Here is a 20607-nt window from a genome sequence, read left to right as displayed (position 1 = left end):
TTAGCGGGGAACGGCAGCTAGAGATTCTGGATTAGCTGTTAATTCATCCAGTATCCAAATCGCAGGCATAAAAAAACCGCCTGGCAGGGCGGCTTAGTACAGCTTTATCTCGAGGTGAATAGTGATCAAAAACACACCCACAGTCAACAGTTTCAGCGATGTCTCGACACTTTCAGGTGAGTCCGAAAAAGTGTCGCGACACTTAAAGCCTGCGCCGACGGCCACTCTATTTTTTTTCAAAGGGAGCTCGTTGTGAGCGTTCAAGCAATGTCCTGGGCGCTTTCTCTGCCCACTGAAACCCTGAAAGACTCAAGCGCGCGTCACGTACTGCTGTGCCTGGCCAACTACGCCGGCTCGAACGGCACAGGCGCTTTCCCTTCTGCTTCCACCCTGGCCCAAGACACAGGCCTTTCCGAGCGTACCGTGCGTTACAAGCTTGACGATCTGGAGCAGTTCGGACTCATTCAAAAAGGCAATCAGGCCATCGCTGCGGTTCACATTGATCGACACGACCGCCGCCCAGTCGTTTATGACCTTCAAATATTTCGGGGTGCAAATCCTGCACCCCGTACAAAACGGGGTGCAGATGATGCAACGGGGTGCAACCCACAACAGAACGGGGTGCAGTCTGGAACAGAACGGGGTGCAGCGGCTGCACCCAATCCATCACTTAACCATCAAGGAACCGAAGAGCAGCTGCAGCAGCGCGAGATCCAATCCGCTCTCGACGAACAGAACCGCGCCGCTGTTGAACCGCAGGATGATCGCCAACGTTTCGCCATGTTCGCCACCTGGGCTCCGAACGAGAAGGCGCTGTCGGATCAAATCGCAATCGCCGGGCTTCCTGCCGATGCCGTTCCTGAGCAGGCGATCAGAGCTTTCATGGGCTTCTTCGTTGCCAAGCCAGCAACCATCGATACCTCGGCAGGCTGGTGCTACCGACTGGTTCAGTGGGTCAAGCGCGAACGCGTCAAAGCTTTGGGGCAGGGCAAGGCGCCTGACTTCGATGACACCAGCTGGGCAAACGATCTGGGAGACCTGTGATGGAAAACAAGAAGCCACGCAGCACCGAACAACTGCTCAGCACAATGGGCAACCTGCCACCGGTAGCGCTGGTTCAGCCGAAGCAGTTGCCGCCAGGCACCGCCGACGTCGTGAACGCGCTGTTCAAAGAATTGCAGGCGATTTTCCCTGCCTGGAAACAGGCTTGGCCTGATGCCGATTCGTTGAATGCCGCCAAGCGCAGCTGGATCAAGGCGTTCATCGTTGCGGGGATCACGACCCTTGAGCAGATCCGTTACGGCCTACAGAACTGCCGCCAAATCGGCGGCGACTTCGCGCCAAGCGTCGGCAAGTTCATCAAGTGGTGCCAGCCGACGCCCGAGATGTTGGGCATTCCCTCCCACGATAAGGCGTTCCGTGAGGCGCTCGAAAACTCACACCCAAGCCGTTTCGGCGCGCGCACTTGGTCCCACGTTGCAGTGCGACATGCTGCGCTCCAGTGCGAGATGCACAACCTTGGCGACCTGATTCCAGAAAAGGCCAGCAAGGTCTTTGACCGGGCGTACGACATCACCATCCGCCTTCTGGTACAGGGTCTGCCTCTTGAGGAAATCGCCGTCGGCATCGGTTACGACGGCAACAAGTCAGCCGCGGAACGTGCCTCCGAGCTCACTGAGCGGGTCGCCTCTGCTCAGGTAGCCAGAATGGGGATCACGACTGACGGCAAGGCGGCTCGGCAAGAGCTGATGGCCAGATTTGGTATCGGGAGGCGCGATGAGCAAACTCACCAAAGCCGCGCGTGACCGCGATTGCCAGGTGCGCTTCCCTGGCTGTTCTTGCGAGCCGTCCACCACAGTCCTGGCGCACTACCGCTTGGCCGGCACATGCGGCGTTGGCTTGAAACCGAACGACTTCCAGGCGGCTTGGGCTTGCGGCTATTGCCACGACATCGCCGACGGCCGCCTGCGGGCGCCGGTGCAACTGTCCCGCGACGAGGTTCGTTTGTATTTGGCCGAGGGCGTCATGCGCACCCAGGACATCCTGATCCGTGAAGGGAGGGTGAAACTTTGAAGCCCTATAACCCACAGTCCGTTGGTGCGAAACCCGCGCGCGCCAAGTCCATCGACCGTGAGGGGCTGGAGCAGGCCGCCTTGCTCAAGGAGATCAGCCTGCGCTATCCCGCTGCCGCGAAGCTGATCTACCACGTCCCTAACGGTGGGCACCGGCACAAGCTGGTGGCGATCAAGCTTAAAGAGCAGGGCGTGAAGGCCGGCGTTCCCGACCTGGTACTGCCCATGGCCCGCGGCGGGTACTTCGGCCTGTACATCGAATTCAAGGCCCGGGCGCCGTATGACGCCGCCGTCTCCCCGGCCCAGGACGCATACCTGCAGGCGCTGACCGATCAGGGTTACCTGGCCATCGTTTGCCGTGGGCACGTCGACGCTATTGAGGCGATCAGAGCCTACCTTCTTCAACCTCAAACTAAGGCTGCCGCATGACTGCATACGAACAGTTCCTGATTGTTGTCTTCGTCGCCATTGTGGTTGGCGTTTTTTGTGGTCACCTCATTAATCAAAGGCGTGAGCGCTCCATTAAAGAGTTCGAGCGATCCCGTCGGGAAAGAAAAGCAGAGGTAGAGCGTTTGGCGAGGAAGGCGCTATGACCACTGCCGCGGTGAAAATCACACAAGCAGAAATCAAGCGGCAGTCGGCTGGCACTGTTCAGGACCTGCGCGACCTTGAGAACAAGGGCCTGTACCTGCGCTTCAATAAGGCGCGAACCGGTGGTTCATGGTTCCTAGTGTTGAAAGGGGAGTGGAACCACATCGGCACTTACCCTGAGCTTTTTCATTCCCAGGTGGTCGCTGCGCTCCCGGCGATCCGTCTGCGCCTGGCCGCTGGCGAAGGCGCGAGCCTGTCCAAGTGGAACAGCGTCGGCGAGCTGCTGGACTGGTTCGCTGATCGCATGTCGCGCGATCGAAATCTGTCGAGCAAGCGCAAGAACACCGGCGCCTCGATCATCAAGTGCCACTTGAAACCGCGCCTGGGCGACCTGCCGCTGATCGCCATTGACAAGGCTGCGCTCGACACACTGCTGATGTGGCCGCTTCAAGAGACGGTTTCCATCGACTACGTGCGTTCGGCATTCCAGCTGCTGGCCCTGGCGTTCCGTCAGGCAGCCAAGCTGGGGATGATCACATCCAACCCGATGGCGGCGATCCGGTTCAATGACTTCTCAAAGGCGAAGGTCGGCATCAAGCCATCCCGTCTTCGCGGTGTCCAGTTGGAAGGCCTGATCGCGCAGCTGGCCAACGTGATGACCACTGCACCTCTGGATTCGATGCTCGCGCTGATGATGCTCTGCCACGGGACACGGATCGGCGAAACCCGGCTGGCCCGCTGGTCGCACATCAGCCTTGCCGAGCGCGAGTGGTTCATCCCGGCCGAGAACACAAAGACAGGTGTCGAGCATCACTTGCCCCTTACCGAGCAGGTGTGCGCGCTGCTGACTCAGTACCGCGAAGGTCAGTACGCCCGAGGCTATGAGGGCCAATGCATGTTCCCGGCGCGCAACGGCAAGGCGCTGGGCGAGGCTCAGGGCTGCGCCGTGTTCCGTCGTTTGGGGCAGGGCGAGTGGACCAGTCATGACCTGCGCAAGGTGGCCCGTACTGGCTGGGCAGATCTCGGCATCGACCACCTGATTGGCGAGCTGCTGATCAACCACGCCATGGGCCACAACGTGAAGGTGTACATCCAGTCGGACGTGATGAGTCGCAAGCGTGATGCCCTGGAGCAGTGGCACGCGCATCTAGATCAAAAAGGCTTTGCAGCGATTCACGGATTGACCGGCTTTAGATTTGAAGATTCCGGTAATTCACTGAAAGCCACGGAGCATAAGGGCTGCGAGGCCAATCAATATTCAACCATAGGCGAGGTTTAAAAATGATGAAAAAGAGCAGTGGCCCCGCATTTGTGCGTTGCCTGATACCAATGACCGAGTGCCCCTCATGCCATGGTGCCGGCCTAATCCGCGGCGTGTTCCATCAGCTCGAATGCATTGGCTGCCACTCTTCGGGTTTTGTTCACGCCGAGACGCTTGAGCCTCTTCTGATGCATGACCTGGTGATCCAGTTAGGGCTGAAACTGCGGAGCGTGCGGGCCGTGGTGAAGTCGTTGGAGCGCGGCCCTAGTCATCAAGGTGAGTCCGCCCAGTACAACCAGAACAACCGTCGCGGTGCCGGCGGCACCAACTTCACAGGGGATTGAGCCATGGCTATGTATAAAGACGTGATGGGCACCCTTGTGCGGGTGCTGGCTGCGGACACCATCGACAACAGCACCAAGCAATCCTGGCAGAAGCTGATCGACGCCGATCTTCGCCAGGGCGGCACAGGTAGCACGCTGTCTGTGCGTGACAAGTTCGATTACGACTGTTGCCTGTACGCGCTGCTTCACCGTCAGCTTGAGCCGGCTCAGTGGGATGTGCTGGTGGCCAAGTACTCCACGCACAAGGCCAACAAGGTCGGTGCCATTGGCAGATTGGTAGCGCGCATGGTTTCGCCGGCACCGCAGCTGTTCATCTATAAGGCGCTGACGGCCTGGGCCATACCGAAGCTGAAGGGCGTGCAGGTCGGCAAGCGCTCCACCGACATGATCGTACTGCCCGCCGAGTTCTACGACATGAACACTTGGGATCTGGCCGGCTCGCCGGAGCGCACGCGCCGCAACTGGCGAGGCGGAATCCACAAGCGTTTGGAGAAGCTCGAAGAGCAGGCCGTGATCCACGCGACCGAGATATTCGACCGTGAACAAATCTTTGTAGATGCCGCTTGACCCATTGGCCGACTGGCCGTAAATTAACCCCATCATGTCGATCTTGCGCGTTATGAGAGACGACCCAAAATTCTGAGCCCCGCCACTGTGCGGGGCTTTTTCGTTTCTGGAGTATCGGATGGACCCTACTGACCTCGGTCCGGGCACAGCTACCTGGCTGGGCGGTAGTGCCACTGTCGTGCTGGGCGGGCTGCTCTGGCTTCGTAAGTTCCTGTCTAAAGACGCGACCGATCGGGCCATGGATAACGCCGATATCGGCACGCTGCGCCGGCTCAATGAGCTGTTGAACCAAGAGCGTGCGGCCCGCAAAGAAGCTGAGGCCCGCGCCGATCAGTTCGCGAAAGAGCGGAACGATCTCGCCGCCGCCGTTGGCAGGATGGAAGGGAAGATCGAGGCCCTCACCAGCCAGGTCGGACAACTCACCGAGCGCGTTACGCTGCAGAGCGAAGAGATCCACCGCCTGCGCACCAAGCTTGGAGGTATCGCCTGATGGACAGATGCGCACTGGAATTCATTGCTCGCCGGTGGTGGAGGCGCGCTGAGGTCTGGGCCATTGCTGTGCTGCTGGTTGTTGGTGGTGCTGTCCTTGGCTATCAGGCGGCGTACTGGGCACTCGCCGATAAGCAGAGCAACCAGATCACGGACATTCGCAAGGCCTACGACACAGCAATGGAAGAGCGGGACAAGCGTCTTGAAGAGCTGACCCGCAAGACTGGCACCGCCGCCGACAAAGCTACTAAGGCCGCAACAACTGCAGCTCAGGCCGCAGACAAGGCCGACGAAGCGCTCAGTCGCGCGGCTCAATGATTCGGAGTAGATGCGGCTATGCCTTTGAGGCCAAAAAAGCCATGCAACGCGCAGGGCTGCAATGTCCTTACCCGCAATCCTCGCTACTGTGATGACCATGCGGACATCGGCAAGAGTGCCGAGGCCAAGCGGAAGGAGCGGCGACGCGAGACCAGCGCGCAGCGCGGCTACAGCTATAAGTGGCAGCAAGCGCGCAAGACGTACCTGACCAAGCATCCGCTCTGTGTCGAGTGCGAGCGCCAAGGTCTCGTGGTTGCTGCCACTGACCTCGATCACGTCGTCCCCCACAAAGGCGACATGGGCGTGTTCTGGGATAGCTCGAACTGGCAATCCCTTTGCCACGCTTGCCACAGCAGGAAGACAGCGTCTGAGGACGGCGGCTGGGGAAACCCATCGAGAAACCGTGCAAATTGACCGGCAATCTCGCTCAAATGATCGCGATTCTCGTTTGGGTAGGGGGAGGGTCAAAAGTCTGGGGTTTTCGGTAGCTAGACCGTCCCCTTGGCCTTTTTCTTACACCCGCGAAATTAAAAATTCAGGAGTTGCGCGATGGGAGGCACCGCCACGGTCGCCGGCCGTGGTCGCAAACCCAAGCCAACGGCCAAAAAAGCACTCGCCGGAAACCCTGGCAAGCGCGCGCTTAACACAGCCGAACCGCAGTTTTCCAAGATCACCCAGATCGACCCGCCGGAGTGGTTCAGCCCGCGGGCCGCCACCATGTGGAACATGATTGTCCCGGAGCTGTTGCGGGAGAACGTAGTGGCGATCACAGACCTGCACAACGTTGAGGCCTTCTGTAGTGCTTACGACAACTGGCGCCTTGCGCAGGAATCGATCCAGTTGCATGGCATCGTCGTCACCGGGGCCACTGGTGGGCCGATGAAGAACCCCGCACTTACCGCCGCGAACGAAACGATGCGCCAGATGGTGACGTTCGGTTCAATGCTGGGCCTAGACCCGGCCAGTCGCACACGACTGATCGGCGGCAATAAGGAGAAAGAAACCAACGAATTTGCCAACCTGCTGAGAACCTGATGACCAAATCTGCCCACCCCAATGTCGACAAGGCAATGGCGTGGGGTCGGTCGCTGCTCCGCGGGAAGGTGCCGGCATGCCGTTATATCCACCAGGCAGTGCAGCGTCATTTCGATGATCTGGCGGCGAGCCGCAAGCGCGGTTTCCGTTTCAAGTTCGACGCGGCGAAGGCAGAGAAAAAGCTCAAGCTGATGCAGCTGCTCCCGCACACCAAGGGTGAATGGGCATTCAAGCGTCAGCTGATCACGCTGGAGCCCTGGCAGCTTTTCGGCCTAGCCGTGACATTCGGCTGGGTAAAGAAGAAGGGCGGGCACCGCCGGTTCCGTGAAAGCTACTGGGAAGTGCCCAGGAAGAACGGTAAGTCTGTTGTCGCCGGCGGCGTGGGGATCAGCATGTTCGTCGCCGATGGCGAGTTCGGTGCCGAGGTATACGCCGGTGCGACCACGGAGAAGCAAGCGTGGGAGGTTTTCCGGCCGGCCAAGCTGATGGTTAGCAAGTCGCCGATGCTGATTCAGGCTGCCGGCATCGAGGTGAATGCCTCGAACATGAACATCCCGTCCGACTTCAGTCGCTTCGAACCCCTGATCGGCAATCCTGGCGACGGTGCATCGCCGAGCTGCGCCATCGTCGATGAATACCACGAGCACCCAACGTCGGCCCAGTACGACACCATGCTCACAGGCATGGGCGCAAGGCGTCAGCCGCTGATGTTCATCATTACCACGGCCGGCGCCGACATTGAGGGCCCTTGCTACGACAAGCGCCGCCAGGTCGTCGAGATGCTGGCCGGTACGGTGCCGGATGAAGAGTTGTTCGGCTGGATCTGGACGCTCGATGAGGGCGACGACTGGACCGATCCGAAGATGCTGGCCAAGGCCAACCCGAACCACGGCGTATCGGTGTTTCAGGAGTACCTGGAAAGTCAGCAGGCTAGGGCTATTCGCTCGGCGCGCTTTGCCAATACCTTCAAAACGAAGCATCTCAACCTCTGGGTTAGCGCCAAATCCGGCTTCTACAACATGGAAAGCTGGAAGGCTTGCGAAGACACGTCGCTGACCTTGGACCAGTTCGAGGGCCAGGAGTGGATTGCCGGTTTCGACTTGGCGCGTAAGCTCGATATGAACTCAAGGGCCAGGCTGTTCTGGCGCGTCATCGATGGGAAGAACCACTATTACAGCATTGCGCCGAAGTTCTGGGTTCCCTACGACACCGCCTTCAACACCGATAACAAGCGTATGGCTGAGCGCTTCCAGGCCTGGATTCATTCCAAGCATCTGGATGTGACCGACGGTGCGGAGGTCGACTATCGCGAGATCCTCGAGGACACCAAAGAGGCAAATCATCACGCCCCGGTGCGTGAATGCCCAATTGACCCGCATGGCGCCACAGGCCTGAGTCACGACCTTGATGACCAGGGTTTTGAGCCGATCACGATCACTCAGAACTACACCAACATGTCCGACCCCATGAAGGAGTTGGAGGCCGCCATTGAGGCGGGCCGTTTTCACCATGATGGCAATCCGATTATGACCTGGTGCATAGCCAACGTGATTGGCAAGAACATGCCGGGGAACGACGACATTGTCCGTCCAATCAAGCAGGGCGACGACAACAAAATCGACGGCGCCGTAGCTCTGATCATGGCGATCGGGCGTGTCCTGGCAAACCTTCACCCCGAAGACACTCTATCTGACCACATCTCAAAGCACGGAATTCGAACTCTATGACCGACGAAATCAAGCCGCCAAAGCTGGAGGCGCTGAAAGAGGCTGCCCCCGATCTCGTCGGCGTCCTTGGTTTGGCATTGCTGACTCGTGGTCTTTGGTCCTGGATGGGTGAGCCCCTGGCGTTGACTGTCTGTGGTGCGCTGTTAATCATCTTGTCAGTGGTCTCTATTATTCGAGGGGGCCGCTGATGCTTCGCGCAATGCTTGGAAGGAAGAGCGGAACCCAGGTTATTGATACGCCAGAAAAGCTGGCTCAGGCTCTGGGTGCGGGCTACGAAAGCAATGCCGGCCAGCGCGTAACAACTACCAGCGCCATGCAGCAATTGGTCGTATTCAACTGCGTTCGGGTGTTGGCCGAGTCGATGGGGATGCTGCCTTGTCGGCTACTTAAGCAGACCGGTCGAGTGCGATTACCCGCAACGACACATCGGCTCTACCCACTCATTACTATGGCGCCAAATAGTTACATGACCGCCCAAGAGTTCTGGGAGATGTTGGTGGCGTGTCTGTGTCTTCGTGGCAACTTCTATGCCTACAAGGTGATGGCGCTGGGTAACGTGGTTGAGCTATTGCCGCTCAGCCCTGACATCGTTACGCCAAAACTCAAAGACGACTGGACGGTTGAATACACCGTCAACTTTAAGTCTGGGACACGGACGCTGACCCAGGATGAGCTGTGGCATGTGCGGTTATTCACGCTTGACGGGCTCAACGGGTTAAACCCAATTGCCTATGCACGCCAAGCGCTGGGACTGGGCCAGGCGATGGACGCTCACGCCGCCAAGCTGTTCACCAACGGCGCCGTGACCAGCGGCGTCCTGCGGACCGAGCAACAGCTCACCGACGAGGCATTTGGTCGACTGAAAGAGGATTTCCAAGGCCAGCACATGGGGGTGGCGAACGCCTATAAACCCATGATTCTGGAGATGGGGCTGGACTGGAAGCCAATCAGCCTCAACGCCCAGGACACCCAGTTCATCGAATCCAAAAAACTGACCGAGGCCCAGATCTGCGGGTTGTTCCGTGTGCCGCCACACCTGGTGGCCAGCATGGAAAAGATGACGCTCAACAACATTGAGCACATGGGCATGAGCTTCGTGAACTACTCGCTGGTTCCGATCATGACCCGTATCGAGCACCGCATCCAAGTGGGGCTGCTCAACGATAAAGACCGCCTGACGCATTACGCCAAGTTCAACGCTGGCGCGCTGATGCGCGGCGATCTGAAAGGCCGGTATGAGTCCTACGGCAAGGGCATTCAGTGGGGGATTTTGAGCCCGAACGACTGCCGCGAACTGGAAGACGAAAACCCCCGAGAAGGCGGCGACATCTACCTCACCCCAATGAACATGACTACCAAACCAGAGGCTGCCGACGATGCAGACAAAACAGCGCCTTGACGTGCCGCTGACCATTAAGTCGGTCAGCGACAGCGGCGAGTTCGAAGGCTACGGCTCAGTGTTTGGCGTCGTGGACAGCTACAGCGATGTGGTTGTCCGCGGTGCATTCGCAGCAAGCCTCGCCAGGTGGAAGGAAAAAGGGCGCCTGCCGGCAATGCTCTGGCAGCACCAAATGAGCGAGCCGATTGGCGTTTACACCGAGATGCGCGAGGACGACGTTGGTCTGTACGTCAAGGGTCGCCTTCTGGTTGAGGCGGACCCGCTGGCCAAGCGTGCGCACGGACACATGAAAGCAGGAAGTCTTACTGGACTGTCCATCGGCTACATGCTCGAGGACGGCGGTTACGACTACGACAAAGAAAAGGGAATCTGGCTGCTGAAGGCAATCGACCTGTGGGAAGTATCCCCGGTCACCTTCCCGGCTAACGACGAGGCCCGGATCACTGATGTGAAATCTCTGCTGGCCCGCGGCGAAACACCGCCGCCCAGCAAAGTGGAGCGAGCCCTTCGAGAGGTTGGGTTTTCTGGCTCCCAGGCCAAGGCCTTTATGGCTAAAGGCTACGGCGCAGTTTCACCGCGAGAGGCGGGTGCCGACGAAGCACTGCAATTCCTAAAAACTCTATCTGATCGAATGTAAGGAGCCTCTCATGGCTGTTGAAATCAAAGACGTACAAGACGTTGCCGAAGCGCTGGGCAAAAAGTTCGACGAGTTCAAAGAGAAGAACGACAAGCGTATCGACGGCCTGGAAGCAGAAAAAGGCAAGCTGTCCGGCCAGGTCGATACGCTTAACGAAAAGCTGACCGAGCTGGATGCGCTGAAGGGCGATCTTGAAAAAGAGCTGCTCGCCCTGAAGCGCCCGGACGGTACCGGCACCAAGGCTGCCAGCGAACACAAGGCTGCATTCATGCAGTTCGTGCGCAAAGGCACCGAAACCGGCCTGGGCGAACTTCAGGCTAAGGCATTGCAGGTTGGCGTTGATGCGGATGGCGGCTTCGCGGTTCCTGAAGAGCTGGACCGCAGCATCATCGAGTTGCTGCTCGACACCTCGCCTATGCGTCAAGTCTGCAACCAGATCACCGTTGGCAGCCCAGACTACAAGCGTCTGGTGAACCTCGGTGGCAACGGTGCCGGCTGGGTGGGTGAAACCGATCCACGCCCAGCGACCAACACCCCAAAGCTCGGCAACATCTCTGCGTTCATGGGTGAGTTGTACGCCAACCCACAAGCCACTCAGACCAGCCTTGACGACATCTTCTTCGATGCCGAGGGCTGGTTGAATGGCGAGGTTGCCCGCGATTTCGCTGAGAAGGAAGGCAGTGCTTTCCTTAAGGGTGATGGCGTCAACAAGCCGAAAGGCCTGCTGGCTTACGGTCTGGATGTGAAAGACGACGAAGCTCGCGCATTCGGCGTTTTGCAAAAGCTTTTGAGCGGCACCGCTGGTGCGATCACTGGCGACAGCCTGATCAACCTGATTCACGCCCTCAAGGCGGGATACCGCGCCAACGGCACCTGGATGATGGGCAACCTGACCGTCGCCTACGTCCGCAAGCTGAAGGACAGCGAGGGCAACTACCTGTGGCGCCCAGGCCTGGAAGCGGGCGCCCCATCGGTTCTGCTGGGTTACGGCATCACCGAAAACGAAGACATGTCAGATGTTGCGGCTGACGCCAATGCAATCGCATTCGGCGACTTCAAGCGCGCCTACACCATTGTGGATCGCATCGGCACCCGCGTGCTGCGTGACCCCTACACCAACAAGCCGTTCGTTGGCTTCTACACCACCAAGCGCGTCGGCGGCATGCTGGTCGACTCCCAGGCCGTGAAGGTCCTCACCCTCAGCGCTGCTGCCTGAATGGGCGGGCGCCTTCGGGCGCCCAGCCTCTTGGAGTATTTATGCCGATTATTTTAGTGAAGAAGCCGTTCCCATTCTCTGCGGATGGAAACCATGTGATCGAGGTTCCTGCAGGCGAGCAGGATGTCTCGGAGCGTTGCGCGCTGGTGGCGGTCGAGCACCTGGGCGTGGCGTCCTACCCCAGTCAACTGGACGCCAGCGGTCTGAAGCTGGATGGTCCGACCATTGCTGAGTTTGTTGCGGCGGGCTACTTGGCGGTGAATTACCCACCCGAGGGCTACGCATCGCGTAGCACGCAGGAAGAAATCGACGTAGCCATCGAGGCGCAGAAAGAAACTGACCCGCTGAAGATGAAGGTTCCGGATCTGAAGGCCTGGCTCACCAGTAAAGGGATTGAGTTCGATCCCTCCGCCAACAAAGAGGCTCTTCAGGCGTTGGTGCCAAAGGGTGATTGATCTTCCCATCGTCAAGGCTCACTTACGGGTCGACCATGACGATGAGGACGCGCTGATTCAGGGCTACACGGATGCAGCCCTCAGTGCGTTTGAGACCTGGACAAATCGGACGCTTGTCGATCCAGAGACGGCTTTGCCAGATCCGGTTGGCAATGCGCTGTTGATGACCAAGGCGATTAAACAAGGAGCGTTGTTGCTGATCGGTCACTGGTATAGCGGTCGCGAAACAGTGGTCATTGGAACAATAACTGCAGAGCTTCCAATGGCAACCAATGCGCTCTGGAAGCCTCACCGCTGGGTGAATGTATGAGAGCCGGACCGCTGCGCCACCGGGGCACGATGTTCAAGCCAGTGCTTACCAAGAACAAAACAGGCGGATTCGAAACTTCCTGGGTCGAAGTGGGCAAGGTTTGGTCGGAGGTTACGTTGCCTACGGGGCGGGTATCACCCGTGGCCGAGCAACTGAAAGCGGTGGTAACAGCGGAGATTCGAGTGCGTCCCCGCCCTGATGCGGTCGCAGGCAATCGCTTGGTCTACCAGGCGAATGGAATCGCCACCACCTACCTGATCGAAGCTGCGCTGCCGAACAACGAGCGCGACATGCTTCGATTGCTCTGTTCAAACGTACCTAATCCGTAGAGGTGAATCATGAAAGTAGTTGCCTTGGGCACTCTTTCCGGCGCTACCGGCGACCGGGAAAAAGGTGAAGAATTCACGGTTGACGCCAAGCTTGGTGCCGACCTGGTGGGTCGCGGCTTGGTCGATCCTGCGCCCGATGCGCCGCCAGCCGCTGAAAAGGCCGGAAAGGCCAAGGAGTAATCCATGGCTGCCCGCCGTTCGCGCATGTCCGGCGACTTCAAGCTTCGCCGAACGCTACGCACACTCCATCAATCCATGGATAACGAGCTGGCTCCGGTGATGCGCGACAGTGCCGAGCGCATTCTTTCGACGATGAAGAACCTGATCCCGAAAGACACTGGTGCGGCTGCTGCCGCACTGACGGTGTTTGTTTCGCAAAGCGGCCTTGACGCCCAGATCGGTATCCGTGGCAAGAAGAACAAGCAAAGGTTCTTCTACATGCGGTTTGTCGAGTACGGGACCAAGGGCTACACCGGCAACAAGCGCGCCGGGGGGAGAACTCGCAGGCCAACGAATAAGGCCGACGGCTCGAACTTCTTCGGCAAGTACCCGGACATTCCTGCGCGCCCCGCGCATCCATGGCTTCGCCCGGCTAAGGACGTGAACAGGGAATATGTGGTGGCCAACATCAAGGCCGCCATCGGTCGAACGCTGAGTAAGGCGAGCAAGGGGCTTACCAATGGCTGATCCGTCTGTTGCGTTACAGGAGGCGCTGTTCGCTAGGCTTGCAACGGAGGTCTCATGCCCGGTGTACGACGGCGCTCCCATGGATTCGCCGATGCCGTACGTTTCCATTGACCGCGAAATTTCCACCAACATCACTCCTATCGCTGGCAGGAAGCGCGAACAGCGCCTGATTTATCTGTCGGTTTGGTCGGACGCCCACGGGCAGGCCGAGGTGAAGCGCATTCTCGGTGAGGTTGTAGCTGCCCTGGACGAGCGCCGGCTGCCTTTGAGCGTTGGGCGCGCTGTCTCGGTAAGGGTCGAGCAAGCGGACTCCCAGCGCGAACCCGACGGCGTCACGTATCAAGGATCGGTCACGGTCCGCGTCATCACCACCCACTAAACCCAACACCCGGCCGCCCTGCGGCTTTATCCAATGTGCCTTTGGAGGAACCCCCATCATGGCCGAAGACAACCTCAATACAGCCGCCGGCTGCCGGATCAGTATCGGCAGCAAGAACGGCGCGGATACAGAAGCGCTCTACAAGGCAGACACCTACGTCGAAATTGGCGAAGTGGAAGACCTTGGCGAGTTCGGTGATACCTTCAGTTCGGTGACCTTCACCTCGCTGCGCGATGGCCGCGTGCGGAAGTACAAGGGCACCGCCGATGCTGGTGACATGACCTTGACTGTCGGCCTCGACAACGGCGACCTGGGCCAGGCCAAGCTGAAGATCGCTCACCGCGACCGCAGCAAGGGCGACTACAACATCAAGATCACGTTGAACGATGGCGATCCTGATGCTACCCCGGCGATTCTGCCGACTACGTTCTACTACCGTGGCAAGGTAATGAACAACACAGTCGCCGCCGGCGCTGCTGACAACGTGGTTCGCCGCAACGTCACCATCGGCATCAACTCCGACATCCTGGAAATCCTCCCGGCTGCCGCCGCCTAACCTGCGGGGCTCCGGCCCCGAACCTCAAGGATTCGACGCATGAGCAAGACCCTTTACGGCACCGTCGAGATCAAACTCGGCGACGAGACCTACATCCTGACCCCGACGCTCGGCGCTGTGCGTGCTATCGAGGCTCACTTCGGCGGGCTGCGCGGCGCTTCCCAGGCCATCAATGCGCTGAGCGTCGACGGTTGCGCGGTAATCATCGCCGGCGGTGCTGGCTTGAAAGGCAAAGCGGCCGAGGCTGTCGCTGAGCAGGTATGGCAGGCGGGCGTGGTGGACGTTTCCGTGCAGCTGAACGCTTACCTGGTGGCCCTGTACAACCCGAAAGGCCCTGACGCGGGAAAGGAAAAGCCGGCGGCGGCGTAAGTGCTGTCGAGAACGGCAGCTACGTCGACCGGCTCTACGCGGTAGCCACCGGCTGGCTGGGTTGGCCGCCGGAGCTGGCCTGGTCCACTCCCATACCCGAACTGTTCCTGGCCATGGATGCCAAGATCGAGTGGGCGCAGATGACCAACCCCTTCGGCACTGGCAAGACAAAGGCCAAGGCCGAGAAGCCTTCGGCATCCACCGTGGCGGATAAGCTGCGCCATGCTCTGACCGGCAGGCAGACAGCTTGAGCCATGTTATTTCTGGTAGATTGCGCTCTCAAATGGAGAGGTAGCTACGTCATGAAAAAGGTACTCACTTTAATAGCGGTATGCCTGCTGGTAGCCTGCAGTACATACGGCAAGCCTGTTACTCAAGCCCAACTTGACCAAATCAAACAGGGCGTAACAACCAAGCAGGACTTGCTCAGCAGTTTTGGGAAGCCTTTGGTTACCGCGCGAAACTCCGATGGAACGCAAGTTATGTCTTGGGGTTATGCAAAGGTAGGTTTCGCTGGCTCCAGCTACACCAATCAAGCATTGAGTGTTGTGTTGGACTCCACCGGCAAGGTGGCGAGCTTCACCACTACAGATACCGCGAACCCGTGACCCGCTTTAGAAATAGAACACGAAGAGCCCAGCCACGTGCTGGGTTTTTTTTGCCTGGAGAAAAGTATGGCCGACACTGACGTACACGGGATGCTGGTGCGCATTGAGGCGACTACGCAACAGCTGCGCAGTGAGCTGAACCGTGCTGATAACGCTGTCGGCAATGCAAGCAAGAAAATCGACGGTAACCTAGGCGTAGTGGACCGTGCCTTTAATCGCATGGGGTTATCCGCAGAACAAGCTGGAAAGCTCGCCGGCACTGCGGTCGCCAGCCTGGTCACTGGCGCCGCCGCTGCCGGCGCCGCCTCCCTGGCAATGCTCAAGCAGACCGCAGAGGCGACAGCCGAGACGCAGCGCTGGGCCAAGTCGCTTGGGATGAACACTCGGTCACTCCAGGAGTGGCAGTACGCCGCCGAGCGCGCCGGTCTATCCGGCGACAACATGGCCGATATCTTCAAGGACATTGGAGACAAGATCGGTGACGTGCTGATCACTAACGGCGGTGAGGCGGTAGACGCGCTGAACAAGCTAGGGCTTTCGGCCAAGGCGCTTGCCACGCTCACACCTGACCAGCAACTGCTGGCGATCGCCAAAGGCTTGGAGAGCGTCGGCACTCAGGCTGAGAAGATCAACATCCTTGAAAGCCTTGGCAACGACCTATCGCGGATGCTGCCCTTGCTGGACAACAACGCCGAGGGCTTCCGCAAGCTGGCGAAGCAGGCCGGCGACTACGGCATTGCGATGGACCAGAAGCAGATCGACGCTCTTGTGAAGACCTACGATCTGCTGAAGGATATGGAAGACCAAGCCAAGGGTCTCAAAAACGAGTTCGCTGCCGGTCTGGCCAGCGTTGATATCAGTCCCTTGCAAGACTCGATGGATTCACTGCACGCCATTGTCACTGATCCCGAGTTTCAGCAGGGCATGACCGACCTGGCGGCGATGGTGCTCAAAATAACGGGTGCTGCTGCTCAGGGCATAGCCCGCCTCCCGGCGGACGTGCAAAGCCTGATCAACCAGTACCAGGTGCTCAAAGCATCGGCGTTCGGCTCCGACAAGGACCGCCACCTGGCTGGCGTTGCCAAGCAGCAGGAACTGGTCGACAACCTGGCCGCTTACAACAATGCATCCGGGCCACTGGGAAAGATTGCTACTGACCCGTCGCTGTACGTTGGTGACGCTCTGCTGAACAAGGACTGGAAGGCCGCCCAGCGCGAGGCCGAGGCCAAGCTGGACCAGTACAAGCGCTACACCAAGCAAATGGGGTGGGATGACGGCAAGTCGGAAACACCAGAGACGCCAGCGACCGTGCTTCCAGCCACCAGCATCACCGGCTTGCTGGGCAAAAACGGTCCGGATAAAGCCGCTGAGGCCGCGCAGAAGGCACTGGACAACGCCTTCAAGACGACGGAGGAAGGCTACAAGCGGCAGATTGCGCTGATCAACACCACGGGCGACAAGCAGAAAGACGCCACCGAGGTAATGAAGCTTTCGTTCGAGCTGCAGGAGGGCAAGCTCGGCAACCTGAGCGAAGCGCGCAAGAAGGAACTCATGGGGTTGGCCGCCGAGCTCGATAAGCTCAAAGAGATCCAGAAAGCTAATGAGGACGCCCTCAAGCTGACGGCGTTTAAGAATGCGCAAGCGTTGGCCACTCAAACCACAAAGGACGGGTTTGATCAGGAGCTTGCCGGCGTTGGGATGGGCGACAAGGCCCGTGACCGGATGCGTGCTGACCTGGCAATGCGCCAAAAATATGCAGCTGATGTGGCTAACCTTGAGGAGCAGCACAACACCGGTCAAATAGGAGACTCGCTATACGCGAAGGAAACGGCGGTCCTCAAGCGCGAGTACGACAAGCGTTTGCAAGATCAGCAGAACTTTTATGCTGCCACTTATGAGCAGCAAGCCAATTGGATGAACGGCGTCAACGAAGCGTGGGCGAACTACGCAGACGCGGCGAGGGACTATTCTGCCCAGGCCGCAGACCTCACTAACACAGCGCTACAGCAAGGCACCAGTGGTCTCGGCACGTTCTTCTCGGACGTGGCCAGTGGCGCAGAGGATGCCGGCGACGCCCTGGGTGACATGGTCGGTAACTTCGCCAAGTCAATGCTTAATGCTCTCAGTGACATGGCCGCCCAGTGGCTGATCTACCAAGGTGTGCAACTGTTGGTGGGTAAGACTACCCAGGCGGGCGCCGCGACGACATTGGGTGCGAATGCTGCGGCGATGTCGCTCCAGGCGGGGCTCAACGCGTACGCGTCAACGGCCGCTATCCCGATCATCGGGCCAGCGGCTGCGCCTGCCGCGATGGCTACAGCACTGACCGTCACCGGCCCTCTTGCGCAGGCGGTGGGCATGACTGCCCTCTCGGGTATGGCGCACGACGGTATCGACTCGGTTCCAGAAGACGGCAGCTGGTTCCTGCAAAAGGGCGAGCGGGTGACCACTGCTCAAACCAGCGCGAAACTGGATGCAATGCTGTCCAGGATCGACAACAGCCTGGGCGGTGCCCAGCCCTATGCGCAGATCGGCGCTGGCAGCCTGGAGTCAGTTGGTAATGGACGTGCTGCCATGGTCGACTCCGGCGGGGCATCGAGTGCGCCTACTGGCGGCCCCGTTCAGATTGTCTATAGCCCTCAGGTAACAGTTCAGGCTCAACCAGGCATGAGCGACCAGGATGCTCGACGCCAAGGAGAGGCGATGGAAGCGGGGCAGGAGGCTCAGTTCAGGAGATTCCTCCAACGTGAAATGGGGCAGAACGGTCTGCTGTGGAGGCGTTGATGGCTGAGACATTTGATTTTGACGTTGAGGCTGGGGCAGACGGCGATGTCAGTCAGCGCACATGGGAGAACCAGTTCGGCGATGGCATGGCCCAGGCCGGGGGGATTGGTATCAACACCAAGAGCCAAGTCTGGAACCTGGTGCACACCGGCGAAGACTACCCCGGCGAAGAGTTGCCGGAGTTGATCAAGTTCCTCGATCGACACGAAGGCTACAAGGCCTTCCGCTACTCGCCGCCCGGGGAACCAGAAGGCTGGTACCGAACCAACGGCTACAAGAAGAAAGCGCTGGGCGCGAACATCTACACCGTCACCTTTTCGGTGAAGCAGGTGTTCAACCCCCGACCCTAACCCTTATCGATCCCCGCCCGTGCGGGGATTTTCGTTTATGGGGCCCCATGAACTACAGCTCAGACATTCAAAAGCTCGAGCCTGGCAACCAGATCAGGCTCTACGAGCTCGACGCTACACGCCTGGGCGCGACGGTTTGGCGTTTCCATGGTCACGCCCATGAGGGCGACATCATCTGGCAGGGACAGCTTTATTCGCCGCTGCAGATAGAGGCCAAGGGATTCGACATCCGCGGCGACGGCCGACCAGCCACACCCACGCTGCAGGTTGACGACGAGCTCGGCGGCGTGCGCGGCGCGATCACCGCCCTGTGCTTCCAGTTCCGTGACCTGGCCGGCTCCAGGGTTAAGGTCATCGAGACCTTCCGCCACTTCCTGGATGCGGCCAACTTCCCCGATGGGAACCCGGAAGCCAGCAACCAGAGCAGGACGAACCTCTGGTTTATCGAGCAGAAGACCGAGGCTCTGCCCAGCATCTCTGTCACGTTCTCGCTGTCGAGCCCCACCGACATGGAGGGGCAGATGCTACCTTCCCAGCAGATCACCAAGCTTTGCCGCTGGGCCTGCCGCGGCGGCTACCGGCAAGAGGCCTGCGCCTACACCGGCGCCGCGATGTTCGACAAAAAGAACCAGCCCACGGATAACCCTGCCCTGGATCGCTGTGGTGGCTGGTGGAGCAGCTGCAAGCTTCGCGGCAACACGCGGCGCTTCGGCGGGTCCATGGGCGCAAGCCTTATTGCAAGTTCGAGGTAGCCATGCGAATCAATCAAAAACTGCAGGATGAGATCCGCGCGCACGCTGAGCGGGACTATCCGGCCGAGGCTTGCGGGGTGGTCATCAAGTCCGCCGCCGGCCGTGAGTACGTGCCTTGCGTAAACTTGGCCACCACGCCGCGCGAGCACTTCCAAATCGACCATAAGGATATGGCCCGGGCGGAAGATCGTGGCGAGGTGCTGGCGATCATCCATAGCCACCCCGACAAGGCGCCGGCGCCGAGCATGGCCGACCGTGTCAGTTGCGAACTGCATGAATTGCCCTGGGGCATTGTCGCCTGGCCCGGCGGTGACTTCGAGTGGTTCAAGCCTTCGGGCTTCCAGGCGCCGCTGCTGGGCCGAGACTTCTCCCATGGACTGCTTGACTGCTGGGCCGCGTGCCGTGACTGGTACGCGCGCGAGGCGGGCCTGCAGTTGCCAAACTTCGAGCGCTCCGACCTGTGGTGGGAGCAGAAAGACGGCCCAAGCCTCTACGAGGACAACTTCGCGGCGACTGGTTTCTACCAGGTAAACGAGGCGAAGCGAGGCGACATGCTGGTGTTGCAGATCCCCACGCCAGGCCGGGAGTGCTATTTCCCGAATCACGCAGTGATTTACCTGGGCGATGAGCCGTCGCTGATCAGCGAGTCGGCGCCGAAACTTGGTGGCTCCGGGCCGTTCATTTACCACCACATGCCTGGCCGCCTGGCTGCCCGTGAAATCTACGGTTGGTCGATGGCGAACCGCGTCAAATTGATCCTCCGGCACAAGGACTACCGCCCATGACCATGCGCACCATCAAGCTCGGCGGCGTGCTGGGTAAGAAGTTTGGCAAGAAGTACACCCTGGATGTTCACAGCTTCCGTGATGCCATGGCGGCGCTGTGCATGATGAAGCCGGGCTTCGAGAAGTACCTGCGCACCGCAGAAGAGCGCGGCCTTGTGTTCGCCGTGTTCGTCGATGAGCGCAATCTGGGCGAGCAGGAGCTTGACCTGGTGGGCCGGGGTGAGGGCGATATCCGCATTCAGCCGATTATCCAGGGCAGCAAACAGGCGGGTATGTTTCAGACGCTGCTCGGCGTGGTGCTGATCGTGGCCGGCCTGTTTACTGGTGGCACCACCTCAACTCTGGGGATGGGCCTTCTCGCCGCCGGCGCCGCTGTTGGCCTGGGCGGCGTTGTGCAAATGCTGTCGCCGACCACCAAGGCCACCGCCGATGGCCAGAACGATGACGGCAACAACCCGAGTTACGGCTTCGGCGGGGCGGTGACGACTATTGCCCAGGGCAACCCATACCCCCTGCTTTACGGCGAGCGCGAGATCGGCGGCGCGGTCGAGTCTGGCGGGATCTACACCCAAGACAATGCATGAGGC

32 protein-coding genes are annotated in these 20607 nt (G+C 59.5%); all 32 read left to right on the top strand.

Annotation, left to right across the window (positions count from 1 at the left end; translation table 11 throughout):
* Nucleotides 1-267: 267 nt before the first annotated feature.
* The 32 genes from YA0848_RS08240 (at nucleotide 268) to YA0848_RS08085 (ending at nucleotide 20604) form a co-directional block, all read left to right on the top strand.
* The gene (locus tag YA0848_RS08240; protein WP_198712442.1) at nucleotides 268-1044 is read left to right on the top strand and encodes a helix-turn-helix domain-containing protein; all 777 of its coding nucleotides are present in this window, start codon (nucleotides 268-270) and stop codon (nucleotides 1042-1044) included.
* Nucleotides 1044-1805, top strand: coding sequence for a replication protein P (locus tag YA0848_RS08235; RefSeq protein ID WP_198712428.1), 762 nt, complete (start codon nucleotides 1044-1046; stop codon nucleotides 1803-1805). Before YA0848_RS08240 ends, YA0848_RS08235 begins: the two co-directional genes overlap by 1 nt.
* Entirely contained in the window at nucleotides 1777-2073 is a 297-nt protein-coding gene (locus tag YA0848_RS08230) for a DUF1364 domain-containing protein (RefSeq protein WP_198712427.1), read from the top strand. The genes YA0848_RS08235 and YA0848_RS08230 overlap by 29 nt, the downstream gene beginning before the upstream one ends.
* The gene (locus tag YA0848_RS08225) at nucleotides 2070-2501 is read left to right on the top strand and encodes a VRR-NUC domain-containing protein (RefSeq protein WP_198712426.1); all 432 of its coding nucleotides are present in this window, start codon (nucleotides 2070-2072) and stop codon (nucleotides 2499-2501) included. Before YA0848_RS08230 ends, YA0848_RS08225 begins: the two co-directional genes overlap by 4 nt.
* Nucleotides 2498-2665: a hypothetical protein gene (locus YA0848_RS08220; protein ID WP_198712425.1), complete on the top strand. Its 168-nt coding sequence runs from the start codon at nucleotides 2498-2500 to the stop codon at nucleotides 2663-2665. The genes YA0848_RS08225 and YA0848_RS08220 overlap by 4 nt, the downstream gene beginning before the upstream one ends.
* Nucleotides 2662-3942: a tyrosine-type recombinase/integrase gene (locus tag YA0848_RS08215; protein ID WP_198712424.1), complete on the top strand. Its 1281-nt coding sequence runs from the start codon at nucleotides 2662-2664 to the stop codon at nucleotides 3940-3942. Before YA0848_RS08220 ends, YA0848_RS08215 begins: the two co-directional genes overlap by 4 nt.
* A 170-nt stretch (nucleotides 3943-4112) precedes the next feature.
* The gene (locus tag YA0848_RS08210; protein ID WP_198712423.1) at nucleotides 4113-4268 is read left to right on the top strand and encodes a hypothetical protein; all 156 of its coding nucleotides are present in this window, start codon (nucleotides 4113-4115) and stop codon (nucleotides 4266-4268) included.
* 3 nt (nucleotides 4269-4271) lie between these two features.
* On the top strand, nucleotides 4272-4835 hold the full coding sequence (locus tag YA0848_RS08205) for a hypothetical protein (protein WP_198712422.1): 564 nt from the start codon (nucleotides 4272-4274) through the stop codon (nucleotides 4833-4835).
* Between the two features lie 118 nt (nucleotides 4836-4953).
* Nucleotides 4954-5325 (top strand): chemotaxis protein, encoded by a 372-nt coding sequence (locus tag YA0848_RS08200; RefSeq protein WP_167418559.1) that lies wholly within the window; start codon nucleotides 4954-4956, stop codon nucleotides 5323-5325.
* On the top strand, nucleotides 5325-5642 hold the full coding sequence (locus tag YA0848_RS08195; protein ID WP_167418560.1) for a hypothetical protein: 318 nt from the start codon (nucleotides 5325-5327) through the stop codon (nucleotides 5640-5642). The genes YA0848_RS08200 and YA0848_RS08195 overlap by 1 nt, the downstream gene beginning before the upstream one ends.
* An 18-nt stretch (nucleotides 5643-5660) precedes the next feature.
* Complete coding sequence (locus YA0848_RS08190) at nucleotides 5661-6056, top strand: HNH endonuclease (RefSeq protein WP_198712421.1); 396 nt, start codon at nucleotides 5661-5663, stop codon at nucleotides 6054-6056.
* Nucleotides 6057-6191: 135 nt separating this feature from the next.
* Nucleotides 6192-6677, top strand: coding sequence for a phage terminase small subunit P27 family (locus tag YA0848_RS08185; RefSeq protein WP_038449236.1), 486 nt, complete (start codon nucleotides 6192-6194; stop codon nucleotides 6675-6677).
* Complete coding sequence (locus tag YA0848_RS08180; protein WP_198712420.1) at nucleotides 6677-8404, top strand: terminase large subunit; 1728 nt, start codon at nucleotides 6677-6679, stop codon at nucleotides 8402-8404. Before YA0848_RS08185 ends, YA0848_RS08180 begins: the two co-directional genes overlap by 1 nt.
* Complete coding sequence (locus YA0848_RS08175) at nucleotides 8401-8592, top strand: hypothetical protein (RefSeq protein WP_198712419.1); 192 nt, start codon at nucleotides 8401-8403, stop codon at nucleotides 8590-8592. Before YA0848_RS08180 ends, YA0848_RS08175 begins: the two co-directional genes overlap by 4 nt.
* A complete protein-coding gene (locus YA0848_RS08170; RefSeq protein ID WP_198712418.1) occupies nucleotides 8592-9803 on the top strand; it encodes a phage portal protein in 1212 nt (403 codons plus the stop codon). The genes YA0848_RS08175 and YA0848_RS08170 overlap by 1 nt, the downstream gene beginning before the upstream one ends.
* Nucleotides 9781-10440 carry an HK97 family phage prohead protease gene (locus YA0848_RS08165; RefSeq protein ID WP_198712417.1) on the top strand — a complete coding sequence of 220 codons (660 nt, stop codon included), beginning with the start codon at nucleotides 9781-9783 and terminating at the stop codon, nucleotides 10438-10440. The genes YA0848_RS08170 and YA0848_RS08165 overlap by 23 nt, the downstream gene beginning before the upstream one ends.
* A 10-nt stretch (nucleotides 10441-10450) precedes the next feature.
* A complete protein-coding gene (locus tag YA0848_RS08160; RefSeq protein ID WP_198712416.1) occupies nucleotides 10451-11656 on the top strand; it encodes a phage major capsid protein in 1206 nt (401 codons plus the stop codon).
* Nucleotides 11657-11697: 41 nt separating this feature from the next.
* Nucleotides 11698-12111, top strand: a complete 414-nt coding sequence (locus YA0848_RS08155) for a HeH/LEM domain-containing protein (protein ID WP_198712415.1) — start codon at nucleotides 11698-11700, stop codon at nucleotides 12109-12111.
* Entirely contained in the window at nucleotides 12104-12421 is a 318-nt protein-coding gene (locus tag YA0848_RS08150) for a head-tail connector protein (protein WP_198712414.1), read from the top strand. Before YA0848_RS08155 ends, YA0848_RS08150 begins: the two co-directional genes overlap by 8 nt.
* Complete coding sequence (locus YA0848_RS08145; protein WP_198712413.1) at nucleotides 12418-12750, top strand: head-tail adaptor protein; 333 nt, start codon at nucleotides 12418-12420, stop codon at nucleotides 12748-12750. The genes YA0848_RS08150 and YA0848_RS08145 overlap by 4 nt, the downstream gene beginning before the upstream one ends.
* Before the next feature lie 9 nt (nucleotides 12751-12759).
* Entirely contained in the window at nucleotides 12760-12930 is a 171-nt protein-coding gene (locus tag YA0848_RS08140) for a hypothetical protein (protein ID WP_198712412.1), read from the top strand.
* 3 nt (nucleotides 12931-12933) lie between these two features.
* Nucleotides 12934-13437 (top strand): HK97-gp10 family putative phage morphogenesis protein, encoded by a 504-nt coding sequence (locus YA0848_RS08135; protein WP_198712411.1) that lies wholly within the window; start codon nucleotides 12934-12936, stop codon nucleotides 13435-13437.
* Complete coding sequence (locus YA0848_RS08130; protein ID WP_198712410.1) at nucleotides 13430-13816, top strand: DUF3168 domain-containing protein; 387 nt, start codon at nucleotides 13430-13432, stop codon at nucleotides 13814-13816. The genes YA0848_RS08135 and YA0848_RS08130 overlap by 8 nt, the downstream gene beginning before the upstream one ends.
* A 58-nt stretch (nucleotides 13817-13874) precedes the next feature.
* Nucleotides 13875-14372, top strand: a complete 498-nt coding sequence (locus YA0848_RS08125; RefSeq protein ID WP_167418572.1) for a hypothetical protein — start codon at nucleotides 13875-13877, stop codon at nucleotides 14370-14372.
* A gap of 39 nt (nucleotides 14373-14411) precedes the next feature.
* The gene (locus YA0848_RS08120; RefSeq protein ID WP_198712409.1) at nucleotides 14412-14741 is read left to right on the top strand and encodes a hypothetical protein; all 330 of its coding nucleotides are present in this window, start codon (nucleotides 14412-14414) and stop codon (nucleotides 14739-14741) included.
* Nucleotides 14742-14797: 56 nt separating this feature from the next.
* Entirely contained in the window at nucleotides 14798-14992 is a 195-nt protein-coding gene (locus YA0848_RS08115; protein WP_198712441.1) for a hypothetical protein, read from the top strand.
* Nucleotides 14993-15043: 51 nt separating this feature from the next.
* Nucleotides 15044-15349, top strand: coding sequence for a hypothetical protein (locus tag YA0848_RS08110; RefSeq protein ID WP_167418574.1), 306 nt, complete (start codon nucleotides 15044-15046; stop codon nucleotides 15347-15349).
* A 66-nt stretch (nucleotides 15350-15415) separates the two neighbouring features.
* Complete coding sequence (locus YA0848_RS08105; RefSeq protein WP_198712408.1) at nucleotides 15416-18133, top strand: phage tail tape measure C-terminal domain-containing protein; 2718 nt, start codon at nucleotides 15416-15418, stop codon at nucleotides 18131-18133.
* Nucleotides 18133-18483, top strand: coding sequence for a phage tail protein (locus YA0848_RS08100; protein WP_181081618.1), 351 nt, complete (start codon nucleotides 18133-18135; stop codon nucleotides 18481-18483). The genes YA0848_RS08105 and YA0848_RS08100 overlap by 1 nt, the downstream gene beginning before the upstream one ends.
* Before the next feature lie 47 nt (nucleotides 18484-18530).
* Nucleotides 18531-19235, top strand: coding sequence for a phage minor tail protein L (locus YA0848_RS08095; protein WP_198712407.1), 705 nt, complete (start codon nucleotides 18531-18533; stop codon nucleotides 19233-19235).
* Nucleotides 19236-19237: 2 nt separating this feature from the next.
* On the top strand, nucleotides 19238-20020 hold the full coding sequence (locus YA0848_RS08090) for a C40 family peptidase (RefSeq protein WP_198712406.1): 783 nt from the start codon (nucleotides 19238-19240) through the stop codon (nucleotides 20018-20020).
* Nucleotides 20017-20604: a tail assembly protein gene (locus tag YA0848_RS08085; protein WP_198712405.1), complete on the top strand. Its 588-nt coding sequence runs from the start codon at nucleotides 20017-20019 to the stop codon at nucleotides 20602-20604. The genes YA0848_RS08090 and YA0848_RS08085 overlap by 4 nt, the downstream gene beginning before the upstream one ends.
* The last annotated feature ends 3 nt before the right edge of the window (nucleotides 20605-20607 follow it).

This window comes from Pseudomonas sp. S4_EA_1b (genome assembly GCF_016307435.1).
In the GTDB taxonomy this organism is placed as follows: Bacteria; Pseudomonadota; Gammaproteobacteria; order Pseudomonadales; family Pseudomonadaceae; genus Aquipseudomonas; species Aquipseudomonas rhodesiae.
The sequence above is the reverse complement of the archived record's forward strand: the minus strand, read 5'-3'. Positions and strand labels throughout refer to the sequence as shown.